13 protein-coding genes are annotated in these 12,849 nt (G+C 45.6%); 5 read left to right on the plus strand and 8 right to left on the minus strand.

Annotated elements, in window-relative coordinates:
• Positions 1-178: 178 nt before the first annotated feature.
• The 5 genes from QUB24_RS01135 to ureC all read left to right on the plus strand — a co-directional run bounded on the left by QUB24_RS01135 (position 179) and on the right by ureC (position 5,268).
• Positions 179-1,054, plus strand: coding sequence for an urease accessory protein UreD (locus QUB24_RS01135; protein WP_333149794.1), 876 nt, complete (start codon positions 179-181; stop codon positions 1,052-1,054).
• Positions 1,055-1,217: 163 nt separating this feature from the next.
• Positions 1,218-1,520 carry an urease subunit gamma gene (gene ureA, locus QUB24_RS01140; protein ID WP_006635319.1) on the plus strand — a complete coding sequence of 101 codons (303 nt, stop codon included), beginning with the start codon at positions 1,218-1,220 and terminating at the stop codon, positions 1,518-1,520.
• A gap of 33 nt (positions 1,521-1,553) precedes the next feature.
• Positions 1,554-1,871 carry an urease subunit beta gene (locus QUB24_RS01145; RefSeq protein ID WP_333149796.1) on the plus strand — a complete coding sequence of 106 codons (318 nt, stop codon included), beginning with the start codon at positions 1,554-1,556 and terminating at the stop codon, positions 1,869-1,871.
• Between the two features lie 332 nt (positions 1,872-2,203).
• Positions 2,204-3,331 (plus strand): glycosyltransferase family 61 protein, encoded by a 1,128-nt coding sequence (locus QUB24_RS01150; protein WP_333149798.1) that lies wholly within the window; start codon positions 2,204-2,206, stop codon positions 3,329-3,331.
• Positions 3,332-3,510: 179 nt separating this feature from the next.
• Positions 3,511-5,268, plus strand: a complete 1,758-nt coding sequence (ureC, locus tag QUB24_RS01155; protein WP_333149800.1) for an urease subunit alpha — start codon at positions 3,511-3,513, stop codon at positions 5,266-5,268.
• Between the two features lie 296 nt (positions 5,269-5,564).
• Here ureC and QUB24_RS01160 read toward each other — a convergent pair whose 3' ends face one another.
• The 8 genes from QUB24_RS01160 to QUB24_RS01195 all read right to left on the minus strand — a co-directional run bounded on the left by QUB24_RS01160 (position 5,565) and on the right by QUB24_RS01195 (position 12,602).
• Positions 5,565-5,825, minus strand: coding sequence for a hypothetical protein (locus tag QUB24_RS01160; RefSeq protein WP_333149802.1), 261 nt, complete (start codon positions 5,823-5,825; stop codon positions 5,565-5,567).
• A 322-nt stretch (positions 5,826-6,147) separates the two neighbouring features.
• Positions 6,148-6,480, minus strand: coding sequence for a CRISPR-associated ring nuclease Crn3/Csx3 (gene crn3, locus QUB24_RS01165; RefSeq protein WP_242722629.1), 333 nt, complete (start codon positions 6,478-6,480; stop codon positions 6,148-6,150).
• Between the two features lie 43 nt (positions 6,481-6,523).
• Positions 6,524-7,471 carry a DUF192 domain-containing protein gene (locus QUB24_RS01170; RefSeq protein ID WP_333149805.1) on the minus strand — a complete coding sequence of 316 codons (948 nt, stop codon included), beginning with the start codon at positions 7,469-7,471 and terminating at the stop codon, positions 6,524-6,526.
• Positions 7,472-7,478: 7 nt separating this feature from the next.
• Positions 7,479-9,305, minus strand: coding sequence for an NAD+ synthase (locus QUB24_RS01175; protein WP_333149807.1), 1,827 nt, complete (start codon positions 9,303-9,305; stop codon positions 7,479-7,481).
• A gap of 87 nt (positions 9,306-9,392) precedes the next feature.
• Positions 9,393-9,686 (minus strand): isochorismate lyase, encoded by a 294-nt coding sequence (locus QUB24_RS01180; RefSeq protein WP_333105335.1) that lies wholly within the window; start codon positions 9,684-9,686, stop codon positions 9,393-9,395.
• Positions 9,687-9,756: 70 nt separating this feature from the next.
• Positions 9,757-10,506, minus strand: coding sequence for an NrtR DNA-binding winged helix domain-containing protein (locus QUB24_RS01185; RefSeq protein ID WP_333149809.1), 750 nt, complete (start codon positions 10,504-10,506; stop codon positions 9,757-9,759).
• Positions 10,467-11,066, minus strand: coding sequence for a nicotinate-nucleotide adenylyltransferase (locus QUB24_RS01190; protein ID WP_333149811.1), 600 nt, complete (start codon positions 11,064-11,066; stop codon positions 10,467-10,469). Before QUB24_RS01190 ends, QUB24_RS01185 begins: the two co-directional genes overlap by 40 nt.
• A gap of 111 nt (positions 11,067-11,177) precedes the next feature.
• Complete coding sequence (locus QUB24_RS01195) at positions 11,178-12,602, minus strand: nicotinate phosphoribosyltransferase (protein ID WP_333149813.1); 1,425 nt, start codon at positions 12,600-12,602, stop codon at positions 11,178-11,180.
• Between the last annotated feature and the right edge of the window lie 247 nt (positions 12,603-12,849).

A 12,849-nucleotide genomic window follows, 5' to 3' on the forward strand; every position in this document is an offset into this window, starting at 1 on the left:
TTTTACATTGTACGCGCATCTTCGCCGATCTGATGGTTGATAAATGTAAATTATTATACTAATAAGTGCAGAAACCAAAAATATTTCCGATAACGATTATCATTATTTAACTAATTGCAGGGAAGCGCCGCAGTCGTGGTATGTTTTTGATAGTGAATGTTTTTAAATTAAAAAATTAGTGACTGAAAATTTGACCAAACAACATATAGATCAAGTTGAAAATGGATGGCACGGCTACCTCAATTTAGTCTACGCTAACCGCAGCGGTGCAACTCAAATCATTCACAATCAAATGCAAGCGCCCCTCAAGGTGCAGCGCCCGTTTTATCCTGAAGGGAAAGACGTTTGTCACAGCGTCATCTTGCACACGGCTGGCGGGGTTGTCGGGGGCGATCGACTTTCGGGCCATTTTCACCTCCAAGCCAACGCCAAAGCCTTGATTACAACGGCCGCCGCTGGTAAAATCTATCGTAGCAGCGGACTAGAATCACAACAAAATATTGACATTCAGCTAGATACCGGTGCTAATTTAGAATGGCTGCCACAGGAAACAATCGTTTTTGACGGCGCAATATATCGGCAAAATTTGCGGGTAGAATTAGCACCAACAGCGAGGATTTTACTGTGGGAAATTACCAGATTTGGACGCAGTGCTAGGGGCGAAAAGTTTTTGTCTGGAGAATGGCGATCACACACCGAAATCTGGCAAGAAAACAGCCCTTTATGGATTGACAGACAATTGCTCAAAGGTGGAGAAAAAATGCTCGAAAGTCCTCACGGTTTAGCAGGAAAACCCGTAGTCGCCACCCTCGCTTGGGTAGGCGAACCCGTAACCACAGAAATCGTGGAAAAAGTGCGAGATTTGCCCTGTGAGGCAACAATTTATCCTGGTAATTCCACCGTCGGCGTGACTCGTATTCCTAACGGTTTGCTGTGCCGATATCGCGGTACATCGACAACCGCAGCTAGAGACTGGTTTGTCAACATTTGGCAATTGCTGCGCTTGTCTTTTTCACAAAGCCCTTGCTGTTTGCCCAGAGTTTGGATAAAATAGGATGATCTTTGAGTTTCAATGTATAGTTGCCCTCCTAACTAGATTATTCATCTCTCTATTCTGGAGACTCAGCGCCCTCTGCGCCCTTTGCGGTTTAATCATTCAGAAACAACCGTAAACGATATCATAACCCAATAATGTGATCGCACTTACAAGAATAAAAATGCAACTCACCCCCCAAGAAAAAGACAAACTGCTGATTTTCACCGCCGCCCTGGTAGCAGAGCGCCGGAAACAAAGAGGTTTAAAATTAAACTACCCAGAAGCACTAGCCTACATTTCCGCTGCCATTTTAGAAGGAGCCAGAGATGGCCTCACCGTCGCCGATTTAATGAGTTATGGAACAACTCTCCTGACGCGGGAAGATGTGATGGAAGGGATAGCAGAAATGGTGCATGAAGTCCAGGTAGAGGCGACTTTTCCCGACGGAACTAAGTTGGTAACAGTGCACGATCCGATCCGTTAAAAAATCAACCACAGACACTCAGAGGAGGCAAAGATGATTCCCGGAGAAATGATTGTTTCAGCAGGCGAAATAGAATTAAATGTCGCTCGCCCAACGGTGCGGTTGCTTGTAGGAAATAAAGGCGATAGACCCATTCAAATTGGTTCACACTATCACTTTTATGAGGCAAACGAAGCCTTAGAATTTAATCGAGAACAAGCAAAAGGAATGCGGTTGGATATCCCCGCAGGTACAGCAGTCAGGTTTGAACCGGGAGACGAAAGGGAAGTTCAATTAGTGCCGTTTGTTGGTAGTCGTCACGTCTACGGCTTTAATGGAAAAGTGAACGGTCATCTGGATGCTGAAGTATGAAGCCAGATGACCGTTCACGATTGTTGATTTGGGAATTTCAAACTTTTTAACTTCAAAGTTCTGCCAGTTTCCCAAAAGAATGCAACTGTAGGAAATATCCACACCATGATAGTAATAAGTCATTCGCAATCCCCAATCTAACATGGTATCACTTCCAGCCCTATGCCTGGAGAGAGACAAAGCCATCTCACAACTTTTTCTCTGCCTTCTGTATAAGTCCTTTCTGTCTTTCTTTTGTTAGTTCAATCTCCGACTTTTGAGCTAGTTACAATCGGCTGTTTGGGATCTACTGTGGTTATTATAACTGCAAAGATAGACAGCAAAAGTGCGTGATGAACCCAAAATTAGTTGACCAGATCAAACAGACCTTGAAGCAGAGCTTGCTGGAAACATCAAGGCGTGTCTGGAGAACCCCGTTAGACCGGCGCACCAGCATCAAATTGTTAGATGACAGCATCGTTTATAAAAAGCAGCATGAACCCATCAATATACCCGCATTAACCTCGGTAAACAAAGTGCCTTCTCGGTTTTTTGCAACGGAAAAAACCGTGTCTTTTGACCCAGATTATGTTTGGAAAATTTCCCTAAATCAAAAAATAAATTCTCTAACTATTTGTACGTCTGGCAACACGCTGCTGAATAACAAGTTGCTTTTAGACTTGGATTTTCGGATTAGCGGAGCCGGCATTCTGGAATGGCCTTACAAACCTAACCAAATTACCTATCCGTTGGTAGTTGCTCCTTGGTCGCATTTGTGGTGCAGTTATTATGATTATATCATTTTTGTGCTGGCTAAACTTTGTCGAATTGAGGAGGCTTTTGGTAAGGAAATTTGGCAAGAAGCCAAAATTTGTTATCCTTTACGACATACAGATTTTGAGTTGGGCTTTATGACCCAACTCGGTATTCCTGAAAGTTCACTAATCGACACTAGGGCTAGAGATACGGGATATCATGCAGAAAGTGTGGTGGTGGGAAACAATCAAGACTGGTATTTTCCCAGTCCTTACGATATAGAGCTTTTGCGGAAAAAATTCTGTCTTAAGGAAAAGGTAAAGCCTTATAGAAAACTTTATCTGTCTAGAAGCGGCAGGCGTCAGGTTAAAAATGAATTACAAGTGCGAGAGGTTTTGAAAGAATTTGATTTTGAAATTTTGGAAGATATATCGCGCCCTGTTGATGAACAAATTCGTCTGTTTGCAGAAGCGGCGGTGGTTGTCGGCCCTCACGGGGCTGGTTTTACAAATTTGCTGTGGTGTCAGCCGGGAACGAAAGTATTGGAATTCTTTTATGGAGGGTACACTCCGCCATATTTCTATTACATTTGCCAGCTATTGAGATTAGAATACTCCCGTATGGTTGATGACAACAATGTAGCGGAAGATTGGAGTTTCATTGGCATGGATATGACGGTGGATGTGGAGATTTTGAAAAGGGAAATCCAGAAAAAGCTGGAGTAAATTTGCCCGTTCATAGCATTTTCGATTTTCGCTTGGCAAGAATTGATGCCGATCGGGGTTTTAAAGCGTGCCTAATGTTGTATTTTTTTTTACTGTTGCAGATTGAGGAACTCGTCACATACTATAATTCAAGTGGGTCTCAACTGCTAACTAAAAATTTATTAATATTAGGAGCGAGCATGAGTTACAGAATGGAGCGCCGCGCTTACGCGGAAACCTTCGGGCCGACTGTGGGCGATCGCGTCCGGTTAGCCGATACAGAATTATTCATTGAAGTTGAAAAAGACTTCACAACCTACGGGGATGAAGTTAAATTTGGCGGTGGCAAAGTCATTCGGGACGGCATGGGACAGTCGCCTATTTCTAATGCAGACGGCGCTGTTGACACGGTAATTACTAATGCTTTAATATTAGACTGGTGGGGAATTGTTAAAGCAGATGTCGGCATTAAAGACGGCAAAATTTACAAAATTGGTAAAGCCGGAAATCCTTATATTCAAGATAGGGTAGATATTATTATCGGGCCTGGTACTGAAGTAATTGCCGGTGAAGGAATGATTCTCACGGCAGGGGGAATTGACACTCACATTCACTTTATTTGTCCACAACAAATAGAAGTGGCGATCGCCTCCGGCATCACGACAATGATCGGCGGCGGCACTGGCCCGGCAACGGGTACAAACGCCACCACCTGCACTCCGGGGCCTTGGCATATGTACAGAATGCTGCAAGCAGCCGACGCTTTCCCGGTAAATCTAGGGTTTTTAGGTAAAGGAAATAGCAGTCAACCTCAAGGATTAGTCGAACAAATTTTTGCCGGTGCAATGGGTTTGAAACTCCACGAAGATTGGGGAACTACACCAGCAACGATCGACACTTGTTTGAGTGTAGCTGACGAGTACGACGTGCAAGTTGCAATTCACACGGACACTCTCAATGAAGCGGGATTTGTGGAAGCTACAATTGCCGCATTTAAAAATCGAGCTATTCACACTTACCACACCGAAGGTGCTGGCGGCGGACACGCGCCGGATATTATTAAAGTGTGCGGCCAAGCTAATGTTTTGCCCTCGTCAACTAACCCGACTCGCCCTTACACTGTCAATACTTTGGAAGAACATTTAGATATGTTGATGGTTTGCCACCATTTGGATCGAGGCATTCCTGAAGATGTGGCTTTTGCTGAATCGAGAATTAGAAGGGAAACTATTGCTGCTGAGGATATTTTGCACGATTTAGGTGCGTTTAGTATGATTTCTTCTGATTCTCAGGCGATGGGAAGAGTTGGAGAGGTGATTATTCGGACTTGGCAAACTGCACATAAAATGAAGGTTCAAAGGGGGAATTTGAACGGGCAAGATGCCCGTTCCACAGGGGGTTTGGGCGGGCAAGATGCCCGTTCCACAGGGGGAGAAAATGACAATTTTCGGGTGAAGCGGTACATTGCGAAATATACAATTAATCCGGCAATAACTCACGGAATTAGTCAGTATGTCGGTTCCGTGGAAGAGGGGAAATTGGCGGATTTGTGTTTGTGGCGGCCGGCTTTTTTTGGGGTGAAACCGGAATTGGTAATTAAAGGAGGGGCGATCGCCTACGGGCAGATGGGAGATGCTAACGCCAGCATTCCGACGCCGCAACCGGTGCATATGCGGCCGATGTTTGGCAGTTTTGGCGGGGCGATTGGGGCGACTTGTCTGACGTTTGTTTCCCAAGCTGCGCGCGATCGAGATATTGCCGCACAGCTAGGTTTGCAAAAGCCCACTGTAGCAGTTTCCGGGACGCGGCAAATTAGCAAAAGAGACATGAAACTCAACGATTATTTGCCACAAATGGAAGTCGATCCCGAAACTTATGAAGTCAGGGCGGATGGGGAATTGTTAACTTGCGAACCGGCAACAGTTTTGCCAATGGCGCAGCGATACTTTTTGTTTTAACTGATATCTTGCACCATTTTCAGCAACAGGCAAGATGCCTGTTCCACAACATATAAATTTTCTTGTGGAACAGGCATCTTGCGTCAGCAACAGGCAAGATGCCTGTTCCACAACATATAAATTTTCTTGTGGAACAGGCATCTTGCCTGTTCAGAAAAGGCTAATTGAGAATGGTACAAGATATGAGTTTTCACCGATTATACAATCATGTAGGGGCGGGTTTTACCAACAATATTTGCCAAAAACCGACAATTTCAAAAACCCGCCCCCAGCCAACGCCAAATTTTCATCTTACTTCATTCGGGATTTGATTTCCGGTTAGAATAATTGAGCGATCGCACTATCAAACCCTGACACAAAAACCAAAAATAAAGTGATATATTAATCCCGCTAAACAGCTTCGGTATTCCCTCCAGCAAGCTCGAAATTATCTCGTTTTTTAAAGGCAGCGCTTCTGCAAAAAAGGCAACAAATAACAAACCAACGCCACTCAGCATTAAAGCATAGGGAGTCGAGCGAAGTTGTCTCCTAAAAGCTAATCCGTATGCAATTGCCACCCAGGGGTAATATCAAATCCGGTAGCATCGGAATTATTCCTCTCTGTATTCTCTCCCTCTGCGTTCTCTGCGCCCTCTGCGGTTAAATCATTCCGATACAACCGGAAACGATATAAAATATGACAATTGTCGCTTTGGGAAAACCCACACATCCCAGATGAACTTGGGTGCGAAAAACTTCATTGAACAGAAAGCACTGACGGGGTTGTCACCCCCTCAACCCAAAACGCTCTAATTTAATCACCACTCTCCTGGATCTTAAGATTCCCCCACCAAGGCAAGTTTTATTTTTATTTATTATTACCTAAAACTCAGGAGAGTCTTAATCGCTTGGTAAACTCAATTTTAATACCTGTCCAACTGATACCTCGTGCTTGTGCGTCGCTACTACCACGGCACCTTCTAATCGCGGATCGTAACATCCCACCCAAGCTGCAGGATGACATTCGTGCACTAAATACCCATACAGCCAAATTGCTCCTCTACCTTCAATGACAATTCCTTGGCTTAATTGAACGTCTTGAGGAAGTTTCAAACCTTGTAAATCATCGGGTGTGATGATACCGTCTTGAGTGGTAATTCGCAAGCGCAAATGTTGGTAAGCTAAACCGTCTTGAGTTTGATGGGAGATTATTTTTAATTCAATAGGATTCATTGGATGCACAAATGTTGAATGCTGCGATAAAATCATATACCTTTTAGGGTAAATTGGGAATCCGATCGCCAATTTTGAGTCCCAATTGGGCCGCCCTTCCGCCTCTGAGTTCAATAACTCCGTCAACGGGAACATCCGGGCCGTAGTTGGGGCAGGTTTCGCTCAAACACGGCGGTACGTTAGGAATTATCGCCTGCACGACGCCTTCCCGCAGAAAAACCATATCGAGCTCAATCAACACGTTTTTCATCCAAAAACGCACGTTTCGCGCAGGTTCGATCGGGAAAAACATTCCTCTGTCGTCTGGCAATTCTGTGCGAAACATTAAACCTGTCGCTTGTTCTTGGGGAGTTTGCGCCACTTCTAGTCCGATCCTCTGCGAGGGCTCCGCTAACGGGCGATCGCCTATAATCGTGTTAACAGAAATTGGCAAAAGCTGACCTCTATCTAGTCCGCCAAATAGCGATATAAAGTTTGATTCAGTCAGATTAGAATTTCCCGAAACAACTCCTAAATAATTACCAGAGTTTTTGTCTTTCATAATAGTTTGGTTGTCGGAAACAGACAGCTCTAAATCGCTAAACTTCATGCCTTCGGTCAAAACAATTTTATCATTGCCGTTGCCAAAATCGGTAATTATATCGGCTTCAGTAATAGTAGATGCGGCGGTTTTTTCCATCACAAATAAATCCTCCCCCGCGCCTCCTGTCAAGATATCCCTGCCTTCGCCGCCTATTAGCAAATCGTGACCCCGATCGCCAAAAATCCCATCTTCACCTTGTCCTCCATAGATTGTATCGCTTCCCTGCCCGCCAGACAGCGTATCAGCCCCTTCATTTCCTGCTAGCAAGTCATTTTCCCGATCGCCAAAAACTCGGTCGTTTCCCCCCAAACCTTGAATAGTATCATTACCTGCAAATCCTCTAATCGTATCGTTGCTGAGAGTTCCCGCGAGAAAATCGAAGCCGAAAGTACCGTCGATGTTAACCATTTTGCGTTTAATAAGAGGAAACTTTGGCGATCGGCATCCGCCAACCGGTACCAAAAGCTCGATCGCTAATTTTCAAACCAGGGGCTGCTTGCCGCCGTTTAAACTCCGCTTGCCTCACTAATTTTACTACACGTTTAACCACCGGTTCATCGTGTCCTGCAGCCACAATTTGTTGGGCAGATTCGTGATGTTCTATCAACCGCTGCAAGATGTCATCCAAAACATCGTAATCCGGCAAAGAATCTTGGTCAACTTGCCCCGGTTTCAGTTCAGCACTCGGCGCTTTATTAATAATATTAACCGGAATAATTTCTTTTCCCAGGGGCGGGCACGGGGGCACCGCCCCTACATATCCGCCAGAATTCAGCCACCTACAAAGCGAATAAACGCGAGTTTTCGGCACATCAGAAATCACCGCCAATCCCCCATTCATATCGCCGTAGAGAGTGCAGTAACCCACCGCCATTTCCGACTTATTGCCAGTCGAAAGCAGCAAATGTCCGAACTTGTTAGAAATGGCCATCAACAGATTGCCACGAATCCGCGATTGAATATTTTCCTCAGCAATCCCGAAAGTTGTGTTGACAAACAAATTGGCTAGAGTGCGATCGTAAGTTTTCATCAAATCGCCGATCGGCAAGAGTTCGATCGCGATGCCCAGATTTCGGGCTAATTCCAAAGCATCGTTAACAGAATGATCCGAACTGTAAGGAGAAGGCATCAACACCCCTAGAACATTTTCGGGCCCGATCGCGCAACTGGCGATCGCCGCCACCAAAGCCGAATCTATCCCGCCACTCAAACCGAGTACAACCTTAGAAAAACCGCACTTGCGAACATAATCTCGCACTCCCAAAACCAAAGCCGCCCAAATTTCGGCATCTCCTTCTGCCGGATGAAAACTCAAATCTGTTGTGGAACGGGCATCTTGCCCGTTCCCGCCGCTGCCAACGCCACTGCCGATCGAACCTAGTTTTTGTCGTCCTTCACATAATCCCAAATCAGTTGTGGAACGGGCATCTTGCCCGTTCCCGCTGCCAACTAAATCTTGTTTAGCTGGGTCATATTCCAGCAGCGCCAAATCAGTTTCAAAAGAAGCTAATACCTGAATTAAATCACCCTTTCGATTCACAGCAAAACTGCTGCCGTCAAAAATAATATCGTCATTTCCGCCTACCTGATTAGCGTAAATAATCGGCATCCCGCAGCGGATGACGCTGTGCTGCAACATCGCCGATCGCACTCGGCGCTTTCCCGCAGAATAAGGCGATGCCGACAAATTCACCACTAAATCCACGCCCAATTTTGCCAAATCGGAAATAGGATCGCCCGCGTAACTGCGTTTACCCCAAAACTCCTCATTGTTCCACAAATCTTCACAAATTGTCACGCCGATTTTGACTTCGCCAATAGAAAAGTAATTGCTGTTTTCTCCCGGTTCAAAATATCTATCTTCATCAAATACATCATAAGTAGGCAACAAGCGTTTATTAAAAACTTGTTTGACCACGCCATTTTGCAACAAAACAGCGCTATTAAACAAGGATTTTCCGCCGAGTTTAACAGCATTAGCATTAGGTAAGGCAGTGCCGACTATGACTGCCAACTCCGGCGGCAAAGCTTGCGCTAGTTGCAGCAACTGTGCACCTGCATCTGCAATGAAACTCGGATTGATTAACAAATCGCGCGGCGGATAACCGATCAGGGAAAGTTCCGGTGTTAGCAATAAGTTTGCGCCCTCAACCTCAGCTTTTTTCGCAGCCTCCAGAATTAGGTGGGAGTTGCCAAAGATATCACCAATAGTAGGGTTGAGTTGTGCGATCGCAATTTTCATATCACCAAATCACTTAATAAATAGTGCTAACAGTCCGCCCGCGCGGACTCACTTTCCTATAGTCCTAGATTTGAATGTAGCGAAAGATTACTTGGATTTGTAATGTTTCAACTCTTCCTCAATATAATAATTTACCAAATCCCGGTAAATATTTTCAACCACATCAGGATTCAAACCCGATTCTTGAGCCCACTCGCGCCGCTGCTGTAACATATCGTGAAAGCGATCGAACGATTTAACGCTAGCTTCACTCGTTTTGAACCTTGCTGCCGCGATGACGTATTGAAATCTCTTGCTCAAAGCCTCGATCACTTCTCGATCGATGATATCAATTTCCTCCCGAACTTCGTGAATATTAGCGCATTCATCAGGGTCTTTCATCGTCTGCACTCCTTAATAGCTTCTATTCTAATGTTACTAAATTGATCCCAGAATGTCATCCAAGTAACAGCTAGATAAACACCAGTGGCTTATTTTTGAAAGGAGCAAAAGCGACCGCATCAAAGCGGTACAAACTAGCAGGGCGGCCAGCCCCCCGCGAAACCTTAACACCGGTATCGCACAAAAAACCCAATTTTAACAATCGAGATCTAAAATTAGAATAATCAGAAAAACTTTCCCCCAAAATAGTTGTATAAAGCTGATACAAATCGCTCAAAGTAAAAACATCCGGCAAAACTTCAAAAGCTACCGGACTGTATTCAAGTTTGTTACGCAGTCGCCGGTATCCGTATTCGAGAATTTGATTGTGATCGAAGGCCAGCTTAGGAACTTGTTGCACGGGATACCAAGCAATGCCGCCGACGCGGTGGCCCACACCCGCCACTACACTCCCAGCAATTAACTCAGCTTCCTCAAAGCGAACCAAAGCAAAATAACTCACCGAAAGATAACGATCGCCCCTGGTAATTTCCCGAGGATCGCGCCCCGGTTCTCCGAAAGTATACAATTGCTCCAGATACAAATTTTTTACCCGAATTTTCTCAGACAAAATTCGGTAAGCCGCATTTTCAAGAGACTCTCCCTGGCGCACCAAAGTACCGGGAAGACTCCAAGAATCGATAAACGGTTCGTCTTGCCGCATTACCAACAGTACCAACAAGCGGTTCTGCACGGCATCGACGGAAAAAATCACATTATCTACTCCTACTTTAAAGTCAGCTAATGAGCAACCTTCGCCCTTTTTCGTGCCTCGTGCCATGCGTACAAATGCTCCCTATTTATGTAATCTTCGATGGTCGGAGTCAGGGCTTGGGTGTCTCCTGTTTCCCGATAGAAGGTAGAAGAAACATTGGGACCATTCAAAGATGCGATCGCCACGTCTGCACCCATGCGCCTCAACTGCCACAAATCTAATTGTTCTGACGGATAACCCGGTCGCGGTACTATCAGCAAGTCCACTTGTTTTAACAATTGTTCAAATTTGTACCAGCGAGACAGTTGCCCCACCAAGTCCGAACCTATTACCAGCGTCAAATCTGCATTCTGCCACAGCAATCTTGCTTGTTCCACAGTTTCCACCGTCCTCGGACTGCTGAGTTCTGGATGCAAGCAAAGATTGTGTCTGGGCGAATTAATTTCTTGAATCATTAACAGCAGCATTGCCGATCGGTGTTCTAGAGAAGTTTGGTGCGACTTAAAAGGATTGTCCGACGCCCAAACAGCGACCCAATCAAAATGTTGCGAAAGCCAACTCAGAATTGTTTTATGTCCTGCTGTGGGTGGATCGGCACTTGTTCCAAAAAGAGCAATTTTCTGCATAGGGAATCGGTAATTGTTGACTGTTGACTGTTGACTGTTGACTGTTGACTGTTGACTGTTGACTGTTGACTACTGACTACTGACTACTGACTACTGACTTCAATCTAAAATCTAAAATCTAAAATCTAAAATCGATTGACTCTTTTTCGTTTTTTGGGTGAGACTCTGCAAATCTGTTGAAATTTCCACTGACGGCGAAATCGGGTTGTCAAGTTGGCGAGTTTCGGGGCGAAGACTGGCGACAGAAGCAGCAGTGCGTTTGGCGATATCGTCCAAAGTTTCCTGGTTCTGCACTCGTTTCCCATCCTTGACTACCAACTGCATTAATGGTAAGTAAGAATCGCAATTGTGAATAGTTTCTCCCGACAATCCCAAACAATCTCCGAGAATTTGCCCATTGTCAATATGTCTAAAAATTTGCTTTCTTCCTGGATATGTTACCTTGCCGCTTGCCTCTTTCATCACCGGAATTCCATCAATTTCCACCAACTTATAAACGCCGTTCACAGGGGAACCGCTGACCAACTTCGTTCCCAAACCGTAACCGTCAATGCAAGCACCGCTACTTTTTAATTTAGCAATTTCTCGATCGTCCAAATCGCCACTAGCAAAAATTGGAACGCCCGGAAGGATCGATCGAACTTCCCGAGACAGCACCGCCAAATCGCCCGAATCCAGCCGCACGCCTTCCAACAGCATTTCACCGCTGTTTACTCGATCGGCCAACATCCGCGCCGCCGCCACAGTATCATAAGTATCGATCAGCAGCGGCGCCCCCGGAAAATAGCGGTGAAAAGCTGCAAACGCCTGATTCTCGCTGCCTTCGAGGGCAGCCACAGCCATTACCAAAGCATGGGCGATCGTACCTACAGGTTTGCGGCCCAACTTCAAAGCAGCCAAAACATTAGAAGTTCCATCGAACCCCGCAGCCAGGGCAGCCCTCGCCGCCCAAACAGCAGCTTGAGGCCCAAAAGCCCTGCGCGTCCCGAATTCCAGCAACTTAGCCTCCGGGCCCGCCACATCCCGCAGTCTGGCCGCCCGCGTCGCAATCAAAGTTTGATAATTTATGGCATTCAATAAATAAGTTTCCACCAACTGAGCCTGCCACAGAGGAGCCTCAATTCTCAGCAGCGGCTCGTTGGCAAACACCGCCGTCCCCTCCGGCACCGCCCAAACATCGCCAGTAAAGCGGGCTGTGGCGAGTAAAGTCCAAAATCGCTCCGGGGCGTCGGCAAAAATCCCAGTGGACTGCAAAGCCTCAATTTGCGCCGGCGAAAACCGAAATTTTTCCAAATAATCGATAACTTGCGCCAAACCCATCGCGATCGCGTAGCCAAAACCTTCTGGCAGCCTGCGCGCGAACAATTCAAAACTCGCGGCCCGCCCGTCGAGCCCTTCCCCAACGTAACAAGCGGCCATCGTTAGCTGGTAGAGATCGGTCAAAAGGCTGTAATCTGCTGAAGAAACCGTCAGTTCCCGGTCTTCTAAGATTTCTTCAAAACCTGTGAGCTGCAGGCTTTCTGTGGTAGTTTTCATAAAAAAAAACCCCGGACAAACTTCTTTTTTTTAATTATAGTGACAAACACCATATCTTTTTGTAAATCTTTGATAAAGATTGCAGATATTTGTCGGATAAATTCGCTGATTATGCCCTTTAATAGCGGATTTCGGTTAATGGGTAGATTAATATTATGGTAAAACCCATATAAATACTTAATTTAACCAACTCAGGAATTAAGCACAAACACTCAAGCGTTCCGGGTTTTTTGCGAAAATATTTCGT

Source organism: Microcoleus sp. B9-D4 (genome assembly GCF_036705105.1).
Classification (GTDB): domain Bacteria; phylum Cyanobacteriota; class Cyanobacteriia; order Cyanobacteriales; family Microcoleaceae; genus Microcoleus.

Coding starts and splice junctions, on each gene's coding strand:
- QUB24_RS01195 (WP_333149813.1), bottom strand. CDS start 12,602: ATGAAAACTACCACAGAAAGCCTGCAGCTCACAGGTTTTGAAGAAATC.
- QUB24_RS01180 (WP_333105335.1), bottom strand. CDS start 9,686: ATGAAAGACCCTGATGAATGCGCTAATATTCACGAAGTTCGGGAGGAA.
- QUB24_RS01185 (WP_333149809.1), bottom strand. CDS start 10,506: ATGGCACGAGGCACGAAAAAGGGCGAAGGTTGCTCATTAGCTGACTTT.
- QUB24_RS01190 (WP_333149811.1), bottom strand. CDS start 11,066: ATGCAGAAAATTGCTCTTTTTGGAACAAGTGCCGATCCACCCACAGCA.
- crn3 (WP_242722629.1), bottom strand. CDS start 6,480: ATGAATCCTATTGAATTAAAAATAATCTCCCATCAAACTCAAGACGGT.
- ureA (WP_006635319.1), top strand. CDS start 1,218: ATGCAACTCACCCCCCAAGAAAAAGACAAACTGCTGATTTTCACCGCC.
- ureC (WP_333149800.1), top strand. CDS start 3,511: ATGAGTTACAGAATGGAGCGCCGCGCTTACGCGGAAACCTTCGGGCCG.
- QUB24_RS01175 (WP_333149807.1), bottom strand. CDS start 9,305: ATGAAAATTGCGATCGCACAACTCAACCCTACTATTGGTGATATCTTT.
- QUB24_RS01145 (WP_333149796.1), top strand. CDS start 1,554: ATGATTCCCGGAGAAATGATTGTTTCAGCAGGCGAAATAGAATTAAAT.
- QUB24_RS01150 (WP_333149798.1), top strand. CDS start 2,204: ATGAACCCAAAATTAGTTGACCAGATCAAACAGACCTTGAAGCAGAGC.
- QUB24_RS01170 (WP_333149805.1), bottom strand. CDS start 7,471: ATGGTTAACATCGACGGTACTTTCGGCTTCGATTTTCTCGCGGGAACT.